This window comes from Pseudoruegeria aquimaris, assembly GCF_900172235.1.
Classification (GTDB): Bacteria; Pseudomonadota; Alphaproteobacteria; order Rhodobacterales; family Rhodobacteraceae; genus Pseudoruegeria; species Pseudoruegeria aquimaris.
Map to the genome: position 1 here is coordinate 54,834 of NZ_FWFQ01000002.1, position 24,078 is coordinate 78,911.

The window sequence follows — 24,078 nt, forward strand, 5'->3', positions numbered from 1 at the left end:
TTGGCCAGACCTCGCCCGGCGGCCCGCCGCCCCCACCCCGCGGTCTGGTTCCGCCCTCGGCTCCAATCGTCGCGAAAAAGGAGCGCCGCACGAAAAAGCCCCGGCCTTCTCAGGCCGGGGCAGGTGGTGCAATCAGGGTGTTATCGTTGGGGAGAACCCGCTCACTCGGCCGCCCAGACGGCCGGGTTGTTGGGATGGGTTTGCCAGTTGCCGTATTCCTCTTTCACCACTTCGCCGGTGCGCGGATCCACCTCGCCGGGCTTCATCGGCACCATGGTGATGCAGCCTTCCACCGGGCAGACGTTGACGCAGAGGTTGCAGGCCACGCATTCGTCGTCCTTCACGGTGAAGGTCCGATCCTCGCTCATGGCGATGGCCTGGTGGCTGGTGTCCTCGCAGGCGGCGAAGCAGCGGCCGCACTTGATGCAGTCATCCTGGTTGATCGAGGCCTTGGCCACGTAGTTCAGGTTGAGATCCTGCCAGTCCTTCACCTTCGGCACGGCGCGGCCCACCACCTCGTCCACCGAGGCGTAGCCTTTTTCGTCCATCCACTGGGACAGGCCCGAGATCATCTCCTGCACGATCTTGAAGCCGTAGGTCATGGCCGCCGTGCAGACCTGCACGTTGCCCGCGCCCAGCGAGATGAACTCCGCCGCGTCCCGCCAGGTGGTGACGCCGCCGATGCCCGAGATCGGGATGTTCGCGGTTTCCGGGTTGCGGGCGATCTCGGCCACCATGTTCAGCGCGATCGGCTTCACCGCCGGGCCGCAGTAGCCGCCGTGGGAGCCCTGCCCGTCGATCATCGGCTCCGGGCACATCTCGTCGAGGTTCACCGAGGTGATGGAGTTGATCGTGTTGATCAGGCTCACCGCATCGGCCCCGCCGCGCGCGGCGGCCTCGGCCGGTTTGCGGATGTCGGTGATGTTGGGGGTGAGCTTCACGATGCAGGGCATGCGGCTGTTCTGCTTCACCCAGCGCGTGACCATCTCGATGTATTCGGGCACCTGCCCGACGGCAGAGCCCATGCCGCGCTCCGCCATCCCGTGCGGACAGCCGAAGTTCAGCTCGACACCATCGGCGCCGGTCTCCTCCACCAGAGGCAGGATCGCCTTCCACGCGGCCTCCTCGCAGGGCACCATGAGCGAGACGACGAGCGCGCGGTCGGGGTAGTCGCGCTTCACCGATTTGATCTCGCGCAGGTTCACCTCGAGCGGGCGGTCGGTGATCAGTTCGATGTTGTTGAGGCCCAGCAGGCGCCGGTCCGCCCCCCAGATCGCGCCGTAGCGCGGGCCGTTGACGTTGACGACGGGCGGGCCTTCCGCACCCAGCGTCTTCCAGACGACACCGCCCCAGCCTGCCTCGAAGGCCCGGCGGACGTTGTATTCCTTGTCGGTCGGCGGCGCGGAGGCGAGCCAGAAGGGGTTGGGGGATTTGATCCCGACGAAAGTGCTTGAAAGGTCTGCCATTTGGGTATCCTTCCCTGAAATCAAGCGCCGAGAGCGGCGTGGATGGCCTCGGCGGCATCCCGCCCTTCGGCCACGGCTGTAACGGTCAGATCATCGCCCCCGGAGGCGCAGTCGCCGCCGGCCCAGACACCGGGCAGGCTCGTCTGGCCCGCGCCCGTGACGGCGATCTTGCCGCCGGCGATCTCCAGCCCCTCGGGCGCGCCTTCGAGCGTCTGGCCGATGGCCTTGAACACCTGGTCGGCCGGAATGCGGAAGGTTTCGCCGGTGCCTTTCAGCCCCTCGGGCGTCTCTTCGGTGTATTCCAGTTCGATCTCCACCGCGCTGCCGTTGCCGTGGATCGCCTTGGGCTGCACGTTCTCGAGGATGCGCACGCCCCGAGAGGCCGCGAGATCCTGTTCGAACTTCGAGGCGCCCATGCGGTCGCGGCCACGGCGGTAGGCGATGGTGACGTTCTGCGCGCCCAGCAGGCGGGCCTGCACGGCGGCATCCACCGCCGTCATCCCGCCGCCGATCACCACGACGTTGCGGCCGATCGGCAGGGCCGAGAGATCGCTGGCCTGCCGCAGTTCGGCGATGAAGGACACGGCGTCTTCCACGCCGGCCTTGTCTTCGCCCGGCGCCCGCAGCGCGTTCACGCCGGCCAGCCCGATCGCGAGGAACACCGCGTCGAAATCCTCCCGCAGCGCTTCGAGCGTCAGCCCGGCCCCGAGCGCCTTGCCCGTCTCCAGGCGGATGCCGCCGATCTGCAGCAGCCAGGACACCTCGCGCTCGGCGAAGCGATCCACCGCCTTGTAGGCCGCGATGCCGTATTCGTTGAGCCCGCCGGGCTTGTTGCGCGCATCGTAGACCGTCACGTCGTGGCCGTGCATCGCCAGGCGGTGGGCGCAGGCCAGCCCCGCCGGCCCCGCCCCGACGACCGCCACGCGCTTGCCGGTTTCGGGCGCGCGCGTGTAGGGGTGCCGGTTCTTCTCCATCAGCCTGTCGGTGGCGTAGCGCTGCAACTGGCCGATCATCACCGGCTTGCCTTCCGCCGCCTCGCGCACGCAGGCCTGCTCGCAGAGCGTCTCCGTGGGACAGACGCGGGCGCACATGCCGCCAAGGATGTTCTGATCGAAGATCGTCTTGGCGGCGGCCTCCGGCGTGCCGGTCGCGATCTGGCGGATGAAGAGCGGGATGTCGATGCTCGTCGGACAGGCCGTGACGCAGGGGGCGTCGTGGCAGAAGTAGCAGCGGTCCGCCGCCACCTGCGCCTCATGGGCATCGAGCGGTGCATGGAGATCGGCGAAATTCTCCGCGTAGGAGTCATCCGGCAAGCGCCCGGCGACTATGCCGGGGGTCAACTGGCTGTTGGGCATCATGGCCTCTCTGCTGGCATCTGTTCTTATTGGGATCAGCGTGGCACAGGCTGATTTTTTTATCAAATGGTAAATTTTCTGAAATCACCGCGACTTGCACCGCGCGGCAGGATTTGGGCAGCCGGAGGGGCGCGGCGCACAAATATTCGCCACAGGTCGTGCGGTGGCGCAGCAAAACAGCGGATGTCGGCGGGAAAAGACCGGGGAAAGAAATGTCGCCCACGCCACTTTTCCCCGCTCGTGACGTAGCGTATAAACCGCGTAGCTCAGGGCAAGCCTGCTTCAGACAGGCGCCAGACCATCGAGGACGGCATGACAGAAAACAAATACGAAAACGACGTGGCTTTCATCAAGGCGCTCGCCGAGATGCTCAACGACAATGACCTGACCGAGATCGAGGTCATGCGCGAATACGGCGAGGACGACAGCCTGAACGTGCGCGTCAGCAAGACGGCCGAAGGCGTGGCCTACGCCGCGCCTGCCGTCGCCGCCCCCGCCCCGGTTGCCGTGGCCCCCGCCGCCGCACCGGCCCCGGCAGCCGCCCCGGCCGCGGACCTGCCGGAGGATCCCGCCAGCCACCCCGGCGCCGTGACTTCGCCGATGGTCGGCACCGCCTACCTTGCTCCCGAACCGGGCGCCGCGGCCTTCATCACCGTGGGCGCCAGCGTCAAGGAAGGCGACACGCTGCTCATCGTGGAAGCGATGAAGACCATGAACCACATCCCGGCCCCGGCCTCCGGCACCGTCAAGCGGATCCTCGTGGGCGACGGCGATGCCGTGGAATTCGGCCAGCCGCTCGTGATCCTCGAATAAGGCCAGAGCCATGTTCGAAAAAATCCTGATCGCGAACCGGGGTGAGATCGCGCTGCGCGTGATCCGCGCCTGCCGGGAGATGGGCATCAAGTCCGTCGCCGTGCATTCCACCGCCGACAGCGACGCGATGCACGTGCGCATGGCCGACGAGGCCGTCTGCATCGGCCCGCCGCCCTCGGGCGAGAGCTACCTCAACATCGCCTCGATCATCGCCGCCTGCGAGATCACCGGCGCCCAGGCGATCCACCCGGGCTACGGCTTCCTGTCGGAGAACGCGACCTTCGTGCAGGCGCTTGAAGATCACGACATCACCTTCATCGGCCCCACCGCCGAACACATCCGCATCATGGGCGACAAGATCACCGCCAAGGATACGATGAAGAAGCTCGGCGTGCCCTGCGTGCCCGGCTCCGACGGTGGCGTGCCGGACTACGAGACCGCCAAGAAGGTCTCGGCGGAGATCGGCTACCCGGTCATCATCAAGGCCACCGCCGGCGGCGGCGGGCGCGGCATGAAACTCGCGCGCACGCCCGAAGAGCTGGAAACCGCCTTCCGCACCGCGCGGGCGGAGGGCAAGGCGGCCTTCGGCAACGATGAAGTCTACATCGAGAAATATCTCGGCAAGCCGCGCCACATCGAGGTGCAGGTCTTCGGCGACGGCAAGGGCAACGCGGTGCACCTTGGCGAGCGCGACTGCTCGCTGCAACGGCGCCACCAGAAGGTCTTCGAAGAGGCCCCCGGCCCCGTCATCACCCCGGAGCTGCGCGCCCGGATCGGCAAGACCTGTGCGGAGGCCGTGGCCAAGATCAACTACATCGGGGCCGGCACCATCGAATTCCTCTACGAGGACGGCGAGTTCTACTTCATCGAGATGAACACCCGCCTGCAGGTGGAGCACCCGGTAACGGAGGCCATCTTCGGCGTGGACCTCGTGCGCGAGCAGATCCGCGTGGCCGAAGGCCTGCCGATGTCCTTCACGCAGGAAGATCTGGCCATCAACGGCCACGCCATCGAGGTGCGGATCAACGCCGAACGGCTGCCCAACTTCTCGCCCTGCCCCGGCAAGGTCACCGCCTACCATGCACCCGGCGGGCTGGGCGTGCGGATGGATTCCGCGCTCTACGACGGCTACGCCATCCCCCCCTACTACGACAGCCTGATCGGCAAGCTGATCGTCCACGGGCGCGACCGCCAGGAGGCTCTGGCGCGCCTGGACCGCGCGCTCGGCGAGCTGATCGTGGACGGCATCGACACCACCGTGCCGCTCTTCCGGATGCTGCTGGCCGAGGAAGACGTGCAGCGCGGCTCCTACGACATCCACTGGCTGGAAAAATGGCTCGACGCCAACATGAGTTGAGGGTGTGCCCCCGCCGCGGCGGGGGCCATCCGCCCGCGAGGCCGCGATGGATCTCGCCCTGACCCCCGAACTCCTGTTGCAGGCCTACGCCAACGGGATCTTCCCGATGGCCGAATCCCGCGACGACGAAGACATCTTCTGGCTCGATCCCCAACGCCGCGGCGTGTTCGATCTGGACGGCTTCCACATCTCCCGCAGCCTGGCGCGCCGCATCCGCTCTGGCCGGTTCGACATCTCCTGCGACAGCGATTTCGAGGGCGTTCTGGACGGCTGCGCGGAGCGCGAGGAGACCTGGATCAGCCATCGAATCCGCCGCCTCTACCTCGCGCTGCACCGGCGCGGCCACGCCCATTCCATCGAGGTGCGGCACGGCGGCGCGCTGGTCGGCGGGGTCTACGGCGTCACCCTCAAGGGCGCCTTCTTCGGTGAAAGCATGTTCTCCCGCGAAACGGATGCCTCGAAAGTGGCGCTGGCCTATCTCGTGGACCGGCTGCGCGAAGGCGGCTTCACCCTGTTTGACACGCAGTTTCTCACGCCGCATCTCGCGCGGCTGGGCGCGCGGGAGATCACCCGAGCCGCCTACCATGCGCGCCTTGCCGAAGCCCTTGAAAAGGATGCCGATTTCAATCGCCAGACGCGGTGTCCGTCTCCGGCTGAGCTGCTGGCCCGCAACGCAGAAGCCAGACGTCGTAGCGCGGGTGATCCAGCGCGTTGAGCGCGGGCGAGGAGGCGATCATCCAGCCTTCGAACACCGTCTTGTCCAGCACCTGGTCGTGGATCGTCACATGGGCGTAGGCGTCGCCGGTGGGGTTGTCCGCCGGGACGCGGCATTCATCGAGCACCACATCGATGCGGCCGAAGCTGGCGCCCCCGCCGTTCTCGAGCGCTAGATCCTGGAGCGCGCCGTCCACCTTGTCGAGCGCCCGCAGCACGCCGCCCGGCGCGGTTTCGGCCTTCTCGCGGTCGTCGATCTCGATCAGCCGGATGGTGTCGTCGATGATGAGGCTCAACCCGTCGGACTGCTCTTCGAGCGTGCGCTCCACGATCTCGCCGTTGGGATTGGCGCCGGGCTGCTCCTCGGGCAGCAGGCCGAAGGTCTGCGCCACCGCGGTGCCCGCGGCAAGGGAAGCGGCCAGCGTGAGCGCCAGCAGGGCATGGGGCCGTCTGCGCGAAGTCATTGGCCGTCGCCCGTCACGAATTTCAGCAGGAGCGAGACGAGGCTCACGGCGCCCTGGGTGTCGAGCACCTCGTCACCGGGGGCGAAGGCGAAGGGCGAGCCACCGGGCACGACCTCCACGAAATTGCCGCCCAGCAGCCCCTCGGAGGCGATCACCGCGGCGCTGTCGTCGGGGATCTCGATGCCGTCCTGAAGGGTCAGCGTGGCATCGGCACGGAACGTCTCCGGGTTCAGGGTGAGCGCGGTGACGGTGCCGATCTTCACCCCGGCCAGGCGCACGTCGGTGCCGACGGTCACGCCTTCCACGGAGCGGAAGCTCGCCTTGAGCGGATAGGCTCCGCCACCGCCGCCGGAGCCCAGCCCCGTGACCTGAGAGGTGTAGAGCAGGAAGCCCGCGGCCACGGCCACGACGCCCGCCCCCACCAGGGTTTCTGTCAGGTTTTCAGCCATGCTCACTCAGGTTGCCAGGCTTCGTAATCCTTGCGTTCCACCGGCTGCGCGCGGCGCAGGGAGCCGGGAGGCGCATAGGCCAGGGCGGAGCCGGTGAGGTTTTCCTTGTGCGGCTTTTCCCACGGCTTGTGGGCCAGCGGCTTGGCGGTGGGCGGCTCGTCCCAGGTGAAATGCAGCCAGCCGTGCCAGTCCGGGGAGATGCGCGAGGCCTCGACTTCGCCGTTGTAGACGACCCAGCGGCGCTTGCCGTCGCGGGTTTCGTAGAAGACGTTGCCCTGCTCGTCTTCGCCGACCTTCACCCCTTTGCGGGCCGTGAAGATCTGCGTGCCCAGGGTGGAGCCATTCCACCAGGTGAGAAGACGAAGAAGAAAGTTCATGGCACCCTCCGGTTTCCTTCCCTTTCATATGACCGATGTGAGGCGCAACGTCCAGTGGCCCGTGCGGGGCGCGGCGCTGCGCCGCCGCCCTGCCCCAAACCTTGCGGCGAAGCCCTTGAAAGAATTCTCTTTGCCGGGCGGGCGCCTTCCCCCACTATGGGGCCATGACCTGAAGGAGGCAGAGCATGCTCTATGCTGTTTTCGTCCTGCTGATCGTCGGCTTCCCGGCCGGCTACGGCGCCTTTGCCCTGACGCATTCGCGCGAACCGAAGGAGCGGGAGCTCGGCGGCTTCCTGCTGCTCTACGCGCTGGCGCTTGCGGGCGGATATTTCTTCTTCCTGCCCGAAGGCAAGACGATGGGCGCGCGCCACACCTTCAACGTGCCGGTTGTGATCGGCCTGAGCCTCGCCGTGGGCTTCCTGACCGGCCTCTACAAGAACCTGCGTCGCCGCTGAACCTCGCGCCCCTGCCCTGCCCGCCCCGGATGCCGGCCGGACGCGGCAAGCGGACATGGAAAAGGCGGGGAAATCCCCGCCCTGCCCGTAACTTCAGCCTTGCCGCGCGGCTCAGCTCGCGCTGGCTTCCTCGCCCTTTTCCGGCTCGTAGAAGGCCAGAAGCGGCGCCGCGTCGCTGGTGACGGCCTCTTCGTTGACGACGACCTTCTCCACGTTCTTCATGCTCGGAAGTTCGAACATCGTGTCGAGCAGGATGTCTTCCATGATGGAGCGCAGGCCGCGCGCGCCGGTCTTGCGCTCGATGGCGCGCTTGGCGATGGCGCGCAGGGCGTCGTCGGTGAAGGTCAGCTCGGCGTCTTCCAGCTCGAACAGGCGCTGGTATTGCTTCACCAGCGCGTTCTTCGGCGCGGTCAGGATGGTGACGAGCGCGTCCTCGTCCAGGTCTTCCAGAGTGGCGATCACCGGCAGACGGCCCACGAACTCGGGGATCAGGCCGAATTTCAGCAGATCCTCCGGCTCCAGATCCTTGAAGTGCTCGCCGATCGTCTTCTGGCTCTCGTCGCGCACGTCGGCACCGAAGCCCATCGCCGAGCCCTTGCCGCGCTGCGCGATGATCTTGTCGAGCCCTGCGAAGGCGCCGCCGCAGATGAACAGGATGTTGGTGGTGTCCACCTGCAGGAATTCCTGCTGCGGGTGCTTGCGGCCGCCCTGCGGCGGCACGGAGGCCACGGTGCCCTCCATGATCTTCAGAAGCGCCTGCTGCACGCCCTCGCCCGAAACGTCGCGGGTGATCGAGGGGTTGTCGGACTTGCGGGTGATCTTGTCCACCTCGTCGATGTAGACGATGCCGCGCTGCGCCCGCTCCACGTTGTATTCGGAGGCCTGGAGCAGCTTGAGGATGATGTTCTCCACGTCTTCGCCCACGTAGCCGGCTTCGGTCAGCGTGGTGGCGTCGGCCATGGTGAAGGGCACGTCCAGGATGCGCGCCAGCGTCTGGGCCAGCAGCGTCTTGCCGCAGCCGGTGGGGCCGATCAGCAGGATGTTGGACTTCGCCAGCTCGATCTCGGATTTCCCGGCGTGGTTCAGACGCTTGTAATGGTTGTGCACGGCCACGGAGAGCACGCGCTTGGCGTGGGCCTGGCCGATGACGTAATCATCGAGCACATCGCAGATCTCCTTCGGGGTGGGCACGCCGTCGGTGGCTTTCAGGCCTGCCGATTTCGTCTCCTCGCGAATGATATCCATGCACAGCTCGACGCATTCATCGCAGATGAACACCGTCGGGCCCGCGATCAGCTTGCGCACCTCGTGCTGGCTCTTTCCGCAGAAAGAGCAGTAAAGGGTGTTCTTGCCGTCGCCGCTTGCGTTGTTCGCCATGTGCTATCCTCTGGGCCCGCTGGCCCCTTGATGCGCCCGCTTGGGAGCGTTCCGTCGTCTCTTGCGCTCAACAGTAGGCCAGCGCCCGGGTATCCACAACGGCAAAAACGCACCCTTTCGAGGCGCTTTTGCCGCCGCGATTCATGATCAGGAGTCGTCGTCCTTCACGCGGTTTTCGACGATCTCGTCGATCAGGCCCCACTCCTTGGCTTCCTCGGCCGACATGAAGTTGTCGCGCTCCAGAGCGTCTTCCACGGCCTTCAGTTTCTGGCCGGTGTGCTTCACGTAGATGCCGTTGAGGCGATCCTTCAGCTTCTGGGTCTCGCGGGCGTGGATCATGATGTCCGTCGCCTGGCCCTGGTAGCCGCCGGAGGGCTGGTGGACCATGATGCGCGAGTTCGGCAGCGAGAAGCGCATGCCCGGCGCGCCGGCCGCCAGCAGCAGCGAGCCCATGGAGGCCGCCTGCCCGACGCAGAGCGTGGAGACCTTCGGCTTGATGTATTGCATGGTGTCGTAGATCGACAGGCCCGAGGTCACGACGCCGCCGGGGCTGTTGATGTACATCGAGATTTCCTTGCTCGGGTTTTCCGCCTCAAGGTGCAGAAGCTGTGCCACGACCAGCGAGGACATGCCGTCATGCACGGGGCCCGACAGGAAGATAATCCGCTCCTTCAGAAGGCGCGAGAAGATGTCGTAGGCCCGTTCGCCGCGGCTCGTCTGCTCGACGACCATGGGCACGAGGGTGTTCATGTAGAATTCGTGGGGATCTCTCATTCTCTTCGCCTGCCTGCTGCTTGTCGCGATGATGCGCGATGGGTCACTACCAGAGTCTTAGTGTCGCGCTCTGGGGGCTGCAAGGGGGGCAGGCATTTGTGCGGGGGGGTGGAGGCTTAGGCAACGCCCTGCACCAACTCTCATACTCCCGCCCGGCGCACGCCGGGCAGCGCCGACCCGCCCCCGTCAAACCGAAGGTTTGCCTTTGCAAAACGGGGCGGCGCTATTCGCACCACCCCGCGGGTCTTCGCTGCCCTTAGATCTAAAAACAAACGTTGGAACCGCGGCTTTCGAGAGCGATGGCCTCCTCGATCCCGCCCGCAGACGGGCCCAGCCCCAACAGCGCTTGCTAAACCGCCAGCCCATCAGAATTGAAGAAATGCAGCCGCTCGGGATCAAACGTCAGCCCCACGGCCTCGCCCGGCCGCAGCAGGCTGTCGCCCGTCACCCGCACCGTGATCTGGCCCAGCGGGCCGGCGTCGATGATCACGAAGGTGTCCGCGCCGAGGTATTCCAGCACGTCCACCACGCCGTCGCAGGCCCCGGTGCCGGGTGCGCCGAGCGTGATGTGCTCCGGGCGCACGCCCACGGAGACCGCCGCGCCGCCGCCCGGGAACGCCCCGCCGCGCCCGCCTTCAAGCCGGAAGACATCGCCCGAGGTGGTGCAGGGCATCACGTTCATCTTGGGCGAGCCGATGAACTGCGCCACGAAGAGGTTCGCCGGGTTTTCATACAGCTCCCGCGGGCTGCCCACCTGCGCGATCTTCCCGCCGTCCAGCACCACGATGCGGTCGGCCAGCGTCATCGCCTCCACCTGGTCGTGGGTCACGTAGATCATCGTGGACTTCAGCGACTGGTGCAGCTTGGCGATCTCGTAGCGCATTTCCACCCGCAGGGCGGCATCGAGGTTGGAGAGCGGCTCGTCGAAGAGGAAGGCCGTGGGGTCGCGCACGATGGAGCGCCCGATCGCCACCCGCTGCCGCTGCCCGCCCGACAGCGCCTTGGGGCGGCGCTCAAGGAAGGGTTCGAGCTTCAGGATCCGCGCCGCATGGCCCACCTTCTCCGCGATCTCGGCCTTGGGGGCGCCGGCGGTCTTCAGCGAAAAGCCCATGTTCTCGCCCACGGTCATGTGCGGATAGAGCGCGTAGCTCTGGAACACCATCGACAGCCCGCGCTTGCTGGGCGAATGCGAGGTCACGTCCTCGCCGTCGATCAGGATGGCGCCCCGGCTGGTCTCCTCCAGCCCGCCGATCATCCGCAGAAGCGTGGATTTCCCGCAGCCCGAGGGGCCGACGAAGATGATGAACTCGCCGTCCTCGACCTTCAGATCCACCCCCTTGATGACTTGCAGTTCGCCGAACCATTTCTCGACGGCTTTCAGTTCGATGGCGCCCATCACACCCTCCCCTCGGCTGCGGGCGAGGCCCAGGTCAGCCAGATTGCTGCTGTCCAGGTGAACAGGCCGCCGCCTGCCGGGGCGCCCGTCACCGGGTTGAAATATTCGTAGAAGCCGTTCCGCGCGATGCACTCGGCGGTGCGGCGGCGCAGATCCTCGGCAATGGCCCCGTGGCCCGCTTCCGCCAGCCCGCGCGCGATGAGGGCGTTGAACATCCCCCACATCGGCCCGCGCCAGTAGCGCGGCGCGTCGAAACGCGGATCGGCCGGATCGAGGCTCGGCACCGGGTAGCGCACCGCCTGCATGATGCGCTCCAGCGCGGGCAGCATCGCATCGCCGCCGACGCCGGCATACCAGCACAGGAAGGCCCCGGAACTGAGCGCGCCGCTGAACCGGCCGGTGCGGATATCGACCGAATCGTAGTGGCCGCGCTCCGGGTTCCAGTGGCTGGCCGCCCCCTCCTCGAGCGCCGCGATCCAGCCCGCGATCTCGGAGGTGTCCTCGCCCAGTTCCGCGCCCAGCGCCGCCAGGTCGCGGCAGGCCCGCAGGAAGATGAAGCTCATCCCAGGATCGGCCACCCGGAAGGGTGAGCTTTGCCGGATAACCTCTTCATCCCAATGGCAATCACGCCCGAAGTGGACAAGCGCAAGGTAGCGGTCGTACTGCTCCTTCGTGGGGCGCATGGAGCCATCCACGTGGGAGGTGTCCCGCCGGGTGTATTCGCCCACGCCCGAGCCATCGACATTGGCCATGGCCGCGTCCCAGTCGGCAGCATTGTCGCGCCCGCTTTCCCACGGGTGGGTGACGACGATCATGCCGCGCTCGCAGCGGTGCGCCATGAACCAGCGGTGCCACGCCAGCAGCTTCGGGTAGAGGGCGCGCAGATGCGCCGCGCCTTCCGCCCTGTCGGCCTCGTAGATCCAGCGGATCAGGGTCGCGGCCACCGGCGGCTGGCTGATGCCCGAGGTGGCGGGGCTGCGCTCGCGCCCCCAGACTTCCGGCCCCGGAAAATACTCCGGCACCTCGCGGTGGAAGATGATGTGGGGCACCATGCCGTTTTCCCACTGGCTGGCGAAGAGCGTCTCCGCTTCCACCCAGGCGCGGGCACGATCGAAGGTGGAGAACCCCCACGCCGCGAACATGCTGTCCCAGTTCCACTGGTAGGGGTAGAGTCCGCTGGTGGGCACCGTGTAGCCGCCACGATCGTTGCCCGTCATGATGTCGCGGGCCTGCTGATCCAGTTGCTCCGTCATTTCGTCCTGTCTTTCCGGCCAGTTGCCCGGCCCGTTCCTGAAATTGCGTGTCATCGTGGCTCAGCCCTTCACCGATCCGGCCGTGAGGCCCTTGGTCATGAAGCGTTCGAGCCCGAGGAAGAGCACCATGATCGGCACGGTGGCGATCACCGCCCCGGCCATCAGGTGCTGGCGCGGGATCTCCGAGGAGTTCAGCATCGCCACGCCCCGCGTGAGGGTGAATTTCGAGGGATCATCCAGCAGCATGAAGGCCAGCAGGAACTCGTTCCAGGCGATCATGAAGACGTAGAGCGAGACGGAGGCCAGCGCGGGCAGCGAGAGCGGCAGGGTGATCTTCCAGATCACCGCGAGGCGCGACAGACCGTCCATCAGCCCGGCTTCCTCCACTTCCGCGGGCAGGCCGCGGAAGTAGCCCTGCAGCATGTAGAGCGCCACGGGAATGGTGGTAACGGGGTAGATCAGGATGATCCCGAAGATCGAGTTGCGCAGCCCCACCATCGAGAAGACGATGTAGATGGGCAGCGCCAGCACGATCATCGGCACCATGTAGATCAGCAGGATCGAGCGCGAGAACGCCGCCTGCCCCTTGAAGCGCAGCCGCGCCACGGCATAGGCGCCGGGCACCGAGAAGGCCAGCGTGATCGCCACCGTGGCCACGGAGACCAGCAGCGAGGTCATCAGGTAGCCGCCGAAGCCGAAATCGGCAAACAGCTCAGAATAGCTGCGGAACAGACCCCAGCCCTTGGACAGCTCCAGCGAGAAATCCAGCGGGTTCTGCAACAGCGCCTGCTGGCTCTTCAGGCTGGTCATCACCATCACGTAGAAGGGGATCACGACGATGGCGGTGAAGAAGATGTAGCCGATGCCGGTGAAGAAGCGGATCAACGCCTCCTCGAACTCGTGCCGCGTGAGCGCCCCCCATGTGCAATCCTCGAGGAACACCGCCAGGGGAAGCGCCGTGAAGAACCCGGCGCAGAGCCCGGCCAGCAGCGTCTTGCCCAGCGAGACGCCCTCCCCGCTCAGCACCGCGCCAAACCCGGCCGCGCCCAGCAGCGCGAAGGCGAGGCTCACCACGCCCACCCCCGTCCAGCGCCCCGGCGCCTTCAGGGCGATCACCCCGGCGGCGGCGCCGAACAGCAGCGACAGCCAGAGCGAGGGCTTGAAGGCTTCGCCGGTGGCGAAGGCGAAGCTGACCGAAACCGTCACCGCGATGGTGAAGGCCCAGAGCGCGCCCAGAAGCGGCGCCGTCACGTAGCCATGTCTCAAGGCTCCCATCACAGGCCCTCCTCGCGGCTGATGAACTTGAAGAAGAAGACGGAGAACAGCAGCAGGCAGAGGAAGACCACCACCGCCACCGCCGCCCCGGCACCGATGTTGGCAAGGGCGAAGGCCTGTTCGTAGACGTTCACGGTCAGCGTGCGCGTACCGGCGTTGCCACCCGTCAGCAGGAAGATGTCGTCGAACTTGTTGAAGGTCCAGATGAAGCGCAGCAGGAAGAGCACCGAGAGGATGCCCAGAAGCTGCGGCAGGCTCAGGAACCAGAACTTCTGGAACGGGCTCGCGCCGTCCATGTCGGCGGCTTCGTACATGTCGGTGTCGATGCTCTGCATCCGGGCGAGGATGAAGAGGAAAGAAAGCGGGAAGTAGCGCCAGATCTCGAAGACCGTCACCATGATCAGCGCCAGCGGCCGTTCGCCGAAGAAGTTGATCGGCGCCTGCGTCACCCCCATCTGCAGCAGAAGCGCGTTGGCGGAGCCGGAGAAGGGATCGAACAGGGTGACCCAGGTAAAGGCCACCGCGATCACCGGGGCGACGTAGGGAAAGAGGTAGAGCCCGCGCAGCACGCCCTGCCCCTTGAAGCTCTTGTTCAGGAGCATCGCGGCGAACAGCCCGAAGACGAGCGCGCCGATGGTGCCGAAGACGGTGTAGAACATCGTGGTCCAGAGCACCGCCCAGAACTCGCCGCCGTCGAAGACGCGCCGGAAGTTGTCCAGCGTGAATTCGCTGTTGGTCAGGATGTTTTCCGACCTGTAGGTGAGCCGGGGCTCGGAGGCGTCGAGATCGGGATCCGCATCGAGGAAAGCCTGCGAAACCTGCGCCTCCATGCGCATCCGCTCCCGATAACCCGGCTCCAGATCACCGAAATCACAGAAAATCTCGGCGCCGTCGATGGTGCAACGCGGATCGGGTGCGAGGATGGTCAGCCCCTCGGGCAGCGTATCGGCCAGCGTCACGCCGAGGATCGGCTTGTCCTGGCTGGAGTTGCGGATCCGGATTTCATACTGCGCCGGATCGGACGGCGCCGCGGGGCGGCCACGCAGGCTTTCGCGCACCACCGGGGCGGGCGCGCGCAGGTCAGCCAGCTGCACCGGCTTCACGCTGATCCAGAAGATCGACAGCAGCGGCAGGATCACCACGAGGGCGACACTGATGATCGTGGGCATCAACAGGCCCCAGGCCAGGCGCGCTTCGCGCCGGCCGAGCGGCCCCGTGCCTTTCGGGGGAGACAGGGATGTCATGGCGGGGTTTTTCCGTGGTTTCGACGGTGGCGGCGGGCCGGGGCCGGCCCACCGCGCCTTGCATGAACAGGGCGCCGCAACGCCCTGAAAGTTTTACTCTACCCTGGAAAGCTCATCGTTCATCGCCGCCACGGCGGCGGGGCCGTCAAGCGCGCCGTCGATGTATTGGCGCACGATGCGGTTGATGGCCTGGCTGTTGATGATCTTGGAGGCCAGCGACAGCTGCCCCTCGGCCACGCCCCAGCGCTGGGCCACGTCGAGGCCGCCGACGATCTCGTCGATCATCTCCTGCGCGTAAAGCTCGCCCAGCGGGGCCTTGCGGTCCACGCCCACCGGCAGTTCGGCCCAGGCCTCCACGAAGGCCGTCGGGTTCTCGGCGGTGCCGCGGCGGACCGGGAACTTGCCTTCCGGCGCGATGGAGAGCGTCTGGGTGTAGCCTTCGTCCATGGAGTATTTCACGAACTCCATCGCCGCATCCGTATCCGCATCCGAGGTGATGCCGAAGTAGCGGATGTCGCCCCAGGCCGCGCCGTCGGGGTTGGAGGGGCCGGCAAGCTTGGTCACGATGCCGGTGGCGGTGGCCAGATCGCGGGTGGTGGGATCGTCGTTGATGGTGGGCGGCGCGCTGTCGCGCAGGCCGGCCAGCTCATCGAGGATGAAGGGCGACCAGATGATCATCGCCGCCTGCCCGGCGAAATACAGTTCGCGCGACTGCTTCCAGTAGAGTTCGCCCGGCGGGGAGGCCTCGGCGATGGCCTTGTAGAAGTCGAGCACCTCCATCGTCGGCCCTTCTTCCAGCGGCTTGAAGCCATCCGGGCCGACGGGCGAAACGCCGTTGGCGAGGAAGACGTGCTCCAGCACCTGGCTCATGAAGTTCTCGTCCACCTTGGTGGCGGCCACGAAGCCATACATCTCCGGCGGGTTGTGCAGCGCTTCGATGGCGGCCAGCACGTTGGCGTAGGAATTGGGCGCCGCAAGCCCCTTCTCGTCGAAGAGATCCTTGCGGTAGACGACCATCTGCGTCCAGCCATCGACTGGCACGGCCGCGGTGCCACCGTCGAAGGCGGCCATGGCGAGGGCGCCCGGCGCGAAGGTCTCGGTGCCAAGCTCGGCGATCACGTCGCTGGCGGCCTCGGTGTCGAGGATGCCGGCCTCGGCCCAGGGCAGCGCGTATTGCAGGGTGTGGTAGATCACGTCGGGCAGATCGCCGGCGGCGAAGGCGGCCGTGGCGCGGGTGCCCAGATCGCTTTCGGAGACGGGGATCACCTCGACCTCGGTGCCGGTGGCCTCCTTGAAGGCGGCGGCCATTTCTTCCTGCTTGGCGAGGCGCTCGGGCTGCTCCTCGGTGGTCCAGAAGCGGATGGTGTCGGCCTGGACGGCCATCGCGCTGAAGGCGAGGCCCATCGCGGCCCCGGCCAGCAGCCGGCCGGTGTGTGTCTTGGCAAAAATCGTCATTGTTTTCCTCCCAGTCTCTTTTTGCTCAGGTGACAAATCAGTTGGTGAAATCGGGCCGTGGCGGTGGCCCATCGGAGCCGCGCACCACGAGCTGCGCGCGATCGAACTCGCGCAGGGTATCGGGGTGGCCGCCACGAATGCGGGTGATGAGAAGCCGCGCGAGCCGTTCACCGGCGCGTCGGGAATCCACGGCAAAGGTGGTGAGCGGAGGCTGCGCGTAGGCGCCTTCGGGCACCCCGTCATAGGCGATCACGGAAACATCGCGCCCCGGCTCCTGCCCGGCGGCGCGGATCGCCTGGTAGAGCCCCAGCGCCGCCATGTCCACGGCGCAGACGACCGCCGTCGGCGGCTCCGCCTGCCCCAGCAGGCGCTCGCCGGCGGCATGGCCCTGCGCCACGGTCACCGCGTCTTCCTGCACGTATTCGGGCCGGTAGGCGATCCCCGCCTTCGCCAGCCCGGCCTTGTAGCCCTCCAGCCGCAGGGCGGAATAGTAGTATTCGAGGCCGCCGTTGATGAAGCCGATGCGCCGGTGCCCGAAGGCCGCCAGCCGCAGCACCGCCTCCTCCATCGCCTCCTCGCCGCGGATGTCGTAGAAGGGGCAGCCGGCCATGTCGGGGGTGCGGCCGTAGAGCACGAAGGGCACTTCGAGCCGGCGCAGCAGCTCGACGCGGTAATCCCTGCGCAGCGCCCGCGGCAGGATGAAGCCGTCGGCCTTGCGCTCCTCCACCAGCCGGGTGAGCGTGTCGCGCATGTCCGCATCGGACGCCGCCGTGGAGACCGTCAGCGTCCAGTGCTCATCGCTTGCGCCTTTGGTGACGCCCGCCAGGAAATCGGCCAGGAACGGGCGCTGCGCGTCATGGGCGTTGATCTGGAGCACCAGCCCGATGGAGCGGACCTTGCCGGTCCGGATCGCCTGCGCATGGCTCAAGGGGCGATACCCAAGCTCCTGCGCCTTGCGCTGGATGCGCAGGCGGGTGCTGTCGGCGATGTCGGAATAGCCGTTGAGCGCGCGGGAGACGGTGCCCTTCGTCACGCCCAAGGCATCGGCGACATCGGCGATGGTGATGCGGCGTTGCTTCACGCCGAGCCCTTCCTGTTGCATGGTCCGTTCGGTTGTTTTGCGGAATTCTTGTTCAATCGTTTTGTTTCGAAACCGGTTTCGGCAAGGGTTTTTTTCCCGGCCTGCTGAATTTCCGGTCAGCGGGTCTCGAATTCGAGCGCCATGACGGGGCGGGACTGCGGCCCCGCACGCAAGGAAACAAGGGCCGGAACCGGCGCGATCACTGCCCTTGCGTCACCCGCAAAAAGAGAGGAAGTTGGCCATTCGATCACCGCGGAGCACGGCGCCGGAAGGCGCTTCGCCGCGCAACATCATTTCAAGATGAGGCACTTCATGATCCGCAAAATGTCTTTCGCATTGCTGCCGCTGGCCGCGCTGGCCGCCTGCACCGAGTCGTCCAACAGCGCCGACGAGGTGGATCTGGCCAACCCGGCCGCCGTTTTCTGCGTCCAGAGCAACGGCGCCTACGAGATCCGCGAAGATCCGGAAGGCAACCAGTATGGCGTCTGCATCGTGGATGAAGGCGAGTTCGACGCCTGGGAGCTGTATCGCAAGGCCCAGGATGCCGGCGCCACCTGAGGCTGGGGGCGCGGCGCGCGGGCGCTCAGGTGAACTTGCGGAAGAATTTCGTCCGGTCGAACATGTCTTCCAGCGCCTCCATCCGCTTGCGCGTTTCCGGCCAGGTCTGCTCCTGCACCTCGGCGATGACGGTTTCCAGCAGAAGCATCAGCGTCACGCCGGAATCCCAAGCCGATGGCACTTCGATGCGGCAGGAAAACACGTGGTCGGCGTATTGTGACACCGGCGAGCGCCACTGATCGGTGAAGAGCACGATCTTCGCCCCCCGCGCCGCCGCCATTTCGGCCAGCTTCAGGGTGCTGTTCTCGTAGCGGCGCACGTCGAGGATCACCACCACGTCCCCCGCCTCCACTTCCAGCAGGTAGTGCGGCCAGGCGTTGGAAATGGACTGGATCAGCGTCACCTGCGGGCGCAGCACCTGCATGTGGAGGAAGAAGTAATCCGCCAGCGCGCGGGTGATCCGCCCACCGACGACATAGACCCCGCGCCCGGTATCGGCGAGCAGCGCGCAGGCGGCGTCGAAGCTGTCCGGGTCCATCTGCGCCAGCGTCTGGCGGATGTTGCCGCTCACCGCCTCGGTGAAGCGGTTGAGGATATGCGCGTCCGGCGCGCGCTCCGCCCATGTGTCATGCTTGGCGATCGGGTCGGAAATCTTGGCCTCAAGCTCGCGGCGCAGCTCGGCCTGAAACTCGGGAAACCCTTTGTAACCCAGCTTCTGCACCATCCGCGCCACGGTGGGCGTCGAGACCCCGGCCGCCTGGGCCACGGTGGTGATCGTGCCCAGCCCCGAGACCGGGTAGTTTTCGAGGATCGAGGTCGCCAGCTGCCGCTCCGCCCTCGTCAGCGCCTCGTAGGCCTGCTGCAGCCTGTCGGCGATCGTGTCTGATGGATGCGGCATCGGCTTGCCCTTTTTCTGATCGCTGGATGAGCGGATTCAAACAGGTTGTATTGCCCTGAACAAATCTTTCCAGAAAATTTTTTTGACAGGAAAGAGGCTCCTGAAGAATTCTTTTCACAAACGCAAACCGGGAGCTGCAAGGCGTGTCCGCATCGGCCAACACATTGGAACAGATCGTGCAGGGGCAGGCGCCGGCGGCGCTGCTGAACCCGGACGGCGCCGGCCCGTTCCTGCTGGCCTGCGAACATGCCTCCTGGCGGATTCCCGAAGAGTTCGCGGGGCTCGGGCTGACGGAGGAAGCACGCAGGAGCCATGTGGCCTGGGATCCGGGCGCGCTGGAGGTGGCCGCCCACATGGCGCGCATCCTCGATGCGCCGCTCGTCATCAGCACGGTGTCGCGCCTCGTCTACGATTGCAACCGCCCGCCCTACGCCCATGACGCCATGCCCGCGCGCAGCGAACGCTTCACGATTCCGGGCAATGCCGCGGTGACCCGCGAAGAGCGCACCCGCCGCACGCGCACCTATTACGAGCCCTTCCGCGATCTCCTGGAGGAGACCCTGCGCGGCTTCCGCCAGCCGCCCGTTCTGGTGACGGTGCACAGCTTCACTCCCACCTACAACGGCGAAACGCGCGCGGTGGAGCTTGGCATCCTGCACGACGAGGACAGCCGCCTCGCCGACAGGATGCTCGACCTCGCCCCCGCTTTCACCGCGATGAACACCCAGCGCAACGCGCCCTACAGCCCGGCCGATGGCGTCACCCATACGCTCAAGCAGCACGGCATCCTGAACGGGCTGCTGAACGTGATGCTGGAAATCCGAAACGATCTGATCGCCACGCCCGGAACCCAGGCCGCCGTGGCCGAGGACCTGGCCCGCCTGCTCAGCGCCACGCTGACGGAAATGCGGATCGACGCCAACCGAACGGAGGCCACATGACCCCCTTCGCCCGCGGCTATGTCCGCACAGTGGACGCGGTGAACTACAGGATCGGACGGGTCATGATGTATGGCATCTTCGTCATGATCGGCATCCTGCTGTGGTCTTCGATCTCCAAGACCTTCTTCCTGCCCTCGCTCTGGACGCTGGAAATGGCGCAGTTCGCCATGGTCACCTATTACATCATGGGCGGCCCCTACTCGATCCAGCTGGGCAGCAACGTGCGGATGGATCTGTTCTACGGCGCCTGGAGCGACCGCCGCAAAGCACAGGTGGACGCGATCACCGTCTTCTGCCTGCTCTTCTACCTCGGCGTGATGCTCTACGGGGCCGTCGAGAGCACCAGCTACTCCCTGCAATACAACGAGCGCAGCCCCACCGCGTGGCGCCCCTATCTCTGGCCGATCAAGATCATCATGTGCCTCGGCATCTTCCTCATGCTGCTGCAGGCGATCTCCGAACTCATCAAGGATGTCGCACGCATCCGCGGGGAGGAGATCCGATGAGCTACGAGATGATCGCCATCCTGATGTTCTCCACCATGATGCTGATGCTCTTCACGGGCCAGCGGGTATTCGGGGCCATCGGCTTCGTGGCCTCCATGGCCGCCGTGATGCTCTGGGGCACGGGGGGATCGGACATCCCCTTCTCCTCGGCCATGAAGCTGATGAAATGGTATCCTCTGCTCACCCTGCCGATGTTCATCTTCATGGGATACGTGCTGTCGGAATCCAAGATCGCCGACGATCTCTACAAGATGTTCCACGTCTGGATGGGCCCTGTGAACGGCGGGCTCGCCATCGGCACGATCGGGCTGATGGTGCTGATCTCGGCGATGAACGGGCTTTCGGTGGCCGGCATGGCCATCGGGGCGACGATCGCCCTGCCCGAGCTGCTGCGCCGCGGCTACGACAAGCGCATGGTCACGGGCGTGGTGCAGGCGGGATCGAGCCTCGGCATCCTCGTGCCGCCTTCCGTCGTGCTCGTGCTCTACGCGATGATCGCGCGCCAGCCCGTGGGCCAGCTCTGGCTCGCCGGCATCGTGCCGGGGCTGATGATGGCGGCGATGTTCATCCTCTACATCTACATCCGCTGCCGCCTGCAGCCCGAACTGGGCCCCGCCCTGAAGGAAGAGGCCCGCGCGGTGCCGATGGCCGAGAAGCTGCGCCTGCTGCGCGCCGGCCTGCTGCCGCTCTTCATCTTCGCGGCGATGATGGTGCCCTTCGTGAATGGCTGGACATCCCTGGTGGAAAGCTCCGCCATCGGTGCGCTCACCGCCTTCGCGGCGGCGGTGCTCAAGGGGCGGATGACGAAGGAGGTGTTCGAAACCAGCGTGCGCCAGACGCTGGCCATTTCCTGCATGTTCATGTGGATCATCCTGGCCGCGCTCGGCTTCGGCGCGGTGTTCGACGGCCTCGGGGCGGTGCGCGCGATCGACACGCTCTTCACCGAGCAGCTCGGGCTCGATCCCTGGATGATCCTCGTGCTGATGCAGCTGAGCTTCCTCGTGATGGGCACCTTCCTCGACGACACCGCCATGCTGGTGATCGTCGCGCCGCTCTACGTGCCGCTGGTGAAGGCGCTCGGCTTCGATCTGATCTGGTATGGTGTGCTCTACACGATCACCACGCAGATCGCCTACATGACGCCGCCCTTCGGCTACAACCTCTTCCTGATGCGCGCCATGGCCCCGCCCGAGATCGGCCTGCGCGACATCTACGCCTCCATCGTCCCCTTCGTCTGCGTGATGGTGCTGGCACTGGTCCTGGTGATGTGCTTCCCGCAGATCGCCATGTGGCTGCCCAACTACGTCTACGGAAAATAACCGACAACGAGAGCCCGGCAGCGGGCCGAACCCCAACCGCCAACCAGGAGAGAGACAATGACCACAAGACGCAAGCTGCTTCAGGGCGCCGCCCTTGCTCCGGCCGCCGCGCTGGCCACCCCGGCGCTGGCCCAGGGCAAGATCAAGTGGCGCATGCAGACCTACGCCGGCCCCGCGCTGGCCGCCCACGTGATCGATCCCGCGATCGAGATGTTCAACAAGATCGCCGGCGACCGCATGGAGATCGAACTTTTCTACGCCGATCAGCTCGTGCCCACGGGCGAGCTTTTCCGCGCCATGCAGAAGGGCACCATCGACGCCGTGCAGTCCGATGACGATTCCATGGCTTCGCCCACCGAGGTCACCGTCTTCGGCGGCTACTTCCCCTTTGCCTCGCGCTACAGCCTCGACGTGCCGGTGCTGTTCAACCAATACGGCCTGAACGAGATCTGGGACGCCGAATACTCCAAGGTCGGCGTGAAGCACATCTCCGCAGGGGCCTGGGATCCCTGCCACTTCGCCACCAAGGATCCGATCAACTCGCTGGAGGATCTGAAGGGCAAACGCGTCTTCACCTTCCCCACCGCGGGCCGTTTCCTCGCCCAGTTCGGCGTGGTGCCCGTCACCCTGCCGTGGGAAGACATCGAGGTCGCCGTGCAGACGGGCGAGCTGGACGGCATCGCCTGGTCGGGCATCACCGAGGATTACACCGTCGGCTGGGCCGACGTGACGAACTACTTCCTCACCAACAACATCTCCGGCGCCTGGGCGGGCAGCTTCTTTGCCAACATGGATCGCTGGAACGAGCTTCCCGAAGATCTGCAGACGCTGTTCCGCGTCTGCTGCGATCAATCCCACTACTACCGTCAGTGGTGGTATTGGGGCGGCGAGGCCTCGCTGCGGGTCAACGGCACCAAGATGCAGCTGACCACCATCCCCGATGCCGAATGGGCACAGGTGGAAGAAGCCGCCGTGAAGTTCTGGGACGAAATCGCCGCGGAAAGCGAAACCAAGGCGAAGGTCGTCGAGATCATCAAGAAATACAACGCCGACATGCAGAAGGCCGGCCGCCCCTACCGCTACGGCTGAGCCCTGTGCTGCCCCGCGCGGGGCAGCGCGCACAGATAGAGTGGCCGGCCCCCCGCGGGCCGGCCTCCGCTGGATCAGGAAGGAAGTTTTCACATCATGCCCGGCCCCCTCACCTTCGACGCCCTCAAGGCCGCCGTCGCCGACGGCAGCATCGATACCGTTCTCGTCTGCCTCGTGGACATGCAGGGCCGCCTCATGGGCAAACGCTTCCATGCCGCCCATTTCGTGGAAGGCGCATGGGAAGAGACCCATTGCTGCAACTACCTGCTGGCCACCGACCTGGAAATGGCCACCCCCGACGGCTACCGCGCCACCAGCTGGCGCGAAGGCTACGGCGACTACGTGATGAAGCCCGATCTCTCCACCCTGCGGCCCGTGCCGTGGCTGGAAGGAACGGCCATGGTGCTCTGCGACGTGCTCGACCACCATACCCACGAAGAGGTGCCCCATTCCCCCCGCGCGATCCTGAAGAGGCAGATCCAGCGCGCCGAGGCGCTCGGCTTCACGCCGATGATGGCCACCGAGCTTGAGTTCTTCCTCTTCGAAAAGCCGCTGGACGAGATCCGCAAGGGCGGCTTCAGGGATCTCACGCCCATCTCCGGCTACAACGAGGATTACCACATCCTGCAGACCACCAAGGAAGAGGCCGTGATGCGCCCGCTGCGCAACCACCTCTACGCCGCCGGCATCCCGATCGAGAACTCCAAGGGCGAGGCCGAGGCCGGGCAGGAAGAGCTCAACATCCGCTATTCCGAGGCCCTGGACTGCGCCGATTTCCACACCATCGCCAAGCAGGCCACCAAGGAGATCGCCTGGCAGCAGGGCCGCGCCGCGACCTTCCTGCCCAAGTGGCACCACGATCGCGTCGGCTCCTCCTCCCACGTGCACCAGTCGCTCTGGGCGGACGGGCGCAACGCCTTCTTCGATCCGGACGACGCGCTCGGCATGAGCGAGATCATGCAGCACTACATGGCCGGGCTGATTGCCTACGCGCCCGACTACACCTTCTTCCTCGCCCCCTACGTCAACAGCTACAAGCGCTTCGTGAAAGGCAGCTTCGCGCCGACGAAAACCGCCTGGAGCGTGGACAACCGCACCGCCGGCTTCCGCCTCTGCGGCGAAGGCACCAAGGCGGTGCGCGTGGAATGCCGCATCGGCGGCAGCGACCTTAACCCCTATCTCGCGCTCGCCGCTCAGCTCGCCGCCGGCCTGAAGGGCATCGAGGAGAAGCTGCCCCTGCCCGCCCCCACCTCGGGCGATCTCTACGAGGCCGAGAACGTGGGCGAAATCCCCGCAACCCTGCGCGCGGCCACCGATACCCTGCGAAACTCCGCCTTCCTGAAAGAGGCCTTCGGCGCCGGCGTCGTGGCCCATTACACCCGCTGCGCGGAGTGGGAGCAGGAAGAATTCGACCGCGTCGTCACCGATTACGAAGTCGCCCGCGGCTTCGAGAAGGCCTGAT

At 66.1% G+C, this 24,078-nt stretch carries 24 protein-coding genes; 10 read left to right on the forward strand and 14 right to left on the reverse strand.

From position 1 onward, the window contains the following. Positions 1-161: 161 nt before the first annotated feature. Together preA and PSA7680_RS01655 are read right to left on the reverse strand one after the other, a co-directional pair. The gene (gene preA, locus PSA7680_RS01650) at positions 162-1,466 is read right to left on the reverse strand and encodes an NAD-dependent dihydropyrimidine dehydrogenase subunit PreA (protein WP_085866926.1); all 1,305 of its coding nucleotides are present in this window, start codon (positions 1,464-1,466) and stop codon (positions 162-164) included. 20 nt (positions 1,467-1,486) lie between these two features. Then, entirely contained in the window at positions 1,487-2,821 is a 1,335-nt protein-coding gene (locus tag PSA7680_RS01655; protein ID WP_085867128.1) for an NAD(P)-dependent oxidoreductase, read from the reverse strand. Between the two features lie 312 nt (positions 2,822-3,133). Here PSA7680_RS01655 and accB point away from each other — a divergent pair, with 312 nt between their 5' ends. The 3 genes from accB to aat are packed head-to-tail and all read left to right on the forward strand — an operon-like array spanning position 3,134 to position 5,706. Beyond that, positions 3,134-3,634 (forward strand): acetyl-CoA carboxylase biotin carboxyl carrier protein, encoded by a 501-nt coding sequence (gene accB, locus PSA7680_RS01660; RefSeq protein WP_085866927.1) that lies wholly within the window; start codon positions 3,134-3,136, stop codon positions 3,632-3,634. Between the two features lie 10 nt (positions 3,635-3,644). Next, positions 3,645-4,991: an acetyl-CoA carboxylase biotin carboxylase subunit gene (gene accC / locus PSA7680_RS01665; RefSeq protein WP_085866928.1), complete on the forward strand. Its 1,347-nt coding sequence runs from the start codon at positions 3,645-3,647 to the stop codon at positions 4,989-4,991. Between the two features lie 46 nt (positions 4,992-5,037). Then, on the forward strand, positions 5,038-5,706 hold the full coding sequence (aat, locus tag PSA7680_RS01670) for a leucyl/phenylalanyl-tRNA--protein transferase (RefSeq protein WP_085866929.1): 669 nt from the start codon (positions 5,038-5,040) through the stop codon (positions 5,704-5,706). Here aat and PSA7680_RS01675 read toward each other — a convergent pair. Genes PSA7680_RS01675 through PSA7680_RS01685 form a run of 3 tightly spaced genes read right to left on the reverse strand, consistent with a single transcriptional unit; the run spans position 5,615 to position 6,995 of the window. Next, positions 5,615-6,169, reverse strand: coding sequence for a DUF2155 domain-containing protein (locus PSA7680_RS01675; protein ID WP_085866930.1), 555 nt, complete (start codon positions 6,167-6,169; stop codon positions 5,615-5,617). The genes aat and PSA7680_RS01675 overlap by 92 nt on opposite strands. Beyond that, complete coding sequence (gene mlaD / locus PSA7680_RS01680; RefSeq protein ID WP_085866931.1) at positions 6,166-6,618, reverse strand: outer membrane lipid asymmetry maintenance protein MlaD; 453 nt, start codon at positions 6,616-6,618, stop codon at positions 6,166-6,168. The genes PSA7680_RS01675 and mlaD overlap by 4 nt, the downstream gene beginning before the upstream one ends. A 2-nt stretch (positions 6,619-6,620) precedes the next feature. Then, positions 6,621-6,995, reverse strand: a complete 375-nt coding sequence (locus PSA7680_RS01685; RefSeq protein WP_085866932.1) for an NADH:ubiquinone oxidoreductase subunit NDUFA12 — start codon at positions 6,993-6,995, stop codon at positions 6,621-6,623. A gap of 185 nt (positions 6,996-7,180) precedes the next feature. Here PSA7680_RS01685 and PSA7680_RS01690 point away from each other — a divergent pair, with 185 nt between their 5' ends. Further along, complete coding sequence (locus PSA7680_RS01690; RefSeq protein ID WP_085866933.1) at positions 7,181-7,450, forward strand: hypothetical protein; 270 nt, start codon at positions 7,181-7,183, stop codon at positions 7,448-7,450. A 111-nt stretch (positions 7,451-7,561) separates the two neighbouring features. On the opposite strand, the gene clpX is transcribed toward PSA7680_RS01690, so the two are convergent. The 8 genes from clpX to PSA7680_RS01730 all read right to left on the reverse strand — a co-directional run bounded on the left by clpX (position 7,562) and on the right by PSA7680_RS01730 (position 17,326). After that, positions 7,562-8,827, reverse strand: coding sequence for an ATP-dependent Clp protease ATP-binding subunit ClpX (clpX, locus tag PSA7680_RS01695; RefSeq protein ID WP_085866934.1), 1,266 nt, complete (start codon positions 8,825-8,827; stop codon positions 7,562-7,564). A gap of 147 nt (positions 8,828-8,974) precedes the next feature. Then, positions 8,975-9,601 (reverse strand): ATP-dependent Clp protease proteolytic subunit, encoded by a 627-nt coding sequence (locus PSA7680_RS01700; RefSeq protein WP_085866935.1) that lies wholly within the window; start codon positions 9,599-9,601, stop codon positions 8,975-8,977. A gap of 349 nt (positions 9,602-9,950) precedes the next feature. Next, a complete protein-coding gene (locus PSA7680_RS01705) occupies positions 9,951-10,997 on the reverse strand; it encodes an ABC transporter ATP-binding protein (protein WP_085866936.1) in 1,047 nt (348 codons plus the stop codon). Then, positions 10,997-12,250, reverse strand: coding sequence for an MGH1-like glycoside hydrolase domain-containing protein (locus PSA7680_RS01710; RefSeq protein WP_085866937.1), 1,254 nt, complete (start codon positions 12,248-12,250; stop codon positions 10,997-10,999). Before PSA7680_RS01710 ends, PSA7680_RS01705 begins: the two co-directional genes overlap by 1 nt. 60 nt (positions 12,251-12,310) lie before the next feature. Next, the gene (locus PSA7680_RS01715; RefSeq protein ID WP_085866938.1) at positions 12,311-13,525 is read right to left on the reverse strand and encodes a carbohydrate ABC transporter permease; all 1,215 of its coding nucleotides are present in this window, start codon (positions 13,523-13,525) and stop codon (positions 12,311-12,313) included. Beyond that, positions 13,525-14,769, reverse strand: a complete 1,245-nt coding sequence (locus PSA7680_RS01720; protein ID WP_085866939.1) for a carbohydrate ABC transporter permease — start codon at positions 14,767-14,769, stop codon at positions 13,525-13,527. Before PSA7680_RS01720 ends, PSA7680_RS01715 begins: the two co-directional genes overlap by 1 nt. Before the next feature lie 93 nt (positions 14,770-14,862). After that, entirely contained in the window at positions 14,863-16,224 is a 1,362-nt protein-coding gene (locus PSA7680_RS01725; protein ID WP_085866940.1) for an ABC transporter substrate-binding protein, read from the reverse strand. Positions 16,225-16,261: 37 nt separating this feature from the next. After that, positions 16,262-17,326 carry a LacI family DNA-binding transcriptional regulator gene (locus PSA7680_RS01730; RefSeq protein ID WP_085866941.1) on the reverse strand — a complete coding sequence of 355 codons (1,065 nt, stop codon included), beginning with the start codon at positions 17,324-17,326 and terminating at the stop codon, positions 16,262-16,264. 303 nt (positions 17,327-17,629) lie between these two features. Between PSA7680_RS01730 and PSA7680_RS18660 the strand changes: the two genes are divergently transcribed. Beyond that, positions 17,630-17,863, forward strand: coding sequence for a putative hemolysin (locus tag PSA7680_RS18660; RefSeq protein WP_176244060.1), 234 nt, complete (start codon positions 17,630-17,632; stop codon positions 17,861-17,863). 25 nt (positions 17,864-17,888) lie between these two features. Here PSA7680_RS18660 and PSA7680_RS01740 read toward each other — a convergent pair whose 3' ends face one another. Further along, positions 17,889-18,761, reverse strand: a complete 873-nt coding sequence (locus PSA7680_RS01740) for a MurR/RpiR family transcriptional regulator (RefSeq protein WP_085866943.1) — start codon at positions 18,759-18,761, stop codon at positions 17,889-17,891. A gap of 143 nt (positions 18,762-18,904) precedes the next feature. Here PSA7680_RS01740 and PSA7680_RS01745 point away from each other — a divergent pair, with 143 nt between their 5' ends. From PSA7680_RS01745 to PSA7680_RS01765, 5 genes are all read left to right on the forward strand, one after another. Then, entirely contained in the window at positions 18,905-19,702 is a 798-nt protein-coding gene (locus PSA7680_RS01745; protein ID WP_245824412.1) for an N-formylglutamate amidohydrolase, read from the forward strand. Next, positions 19,699-20,208: a TRAP transporter small permease subunit gene (locus tag PSA7680_RS01750; protein ID WP_085866945.1), complete on the forward strand. Its 510-nt coding sequence runs from the start codon at positions 19,699-19,701 to the stop codon at positions 20,206-20,208. Before PSA7680_RS01745 ends, PSA7680_RS01750 begins: the two co-directional genes overlap by 4 nt. Continuing rightward, positions 20,205-21,527: a TRAP transporter large permease gene (locus PSA7680_RS01755; RefSeq protein WP_085866946.1), complete on the forward strand. Its 1,323-nt coding sequence runs from the start codon at positions 20,205-20,207 to the stop codon at positions 21,525-21,527. Before PSA7680_RS01750 ends, PSA7680_RS01755 begins: the two co-directional genes overlap by 4 nt. A 57-nt stretch (positions 21,528-21,584) precedes the next feature. Next, the gene (locus tag PSA7680_RS01760) at positions 21,585-22,616 is read left to right on the forward strand and encodes a TRAP transporter substrate-binding protein (RefSeq protein ID WP_085866947.1); all 1,032 of its coding nucleotides are present in this window, start codon (positions 21,585-21,587) and stop codon (positions 22,614-22,616) included. A gap of 96 nt (positions 22,617-22,712) precedes the next feature. Then, complete coding sequence (locus tag PSA7680_RS01765) at positions 22,713-24,077, forward strand: glutamine synthetase family protein (RefSeq protein WP_085866948.1); 1,365 nt, start codon at positions 22,713-22,715, stop codon at positions 24,075-24,077. The last annotated feature ends 1 nt before the right edge of the window (position 24,078 follow it).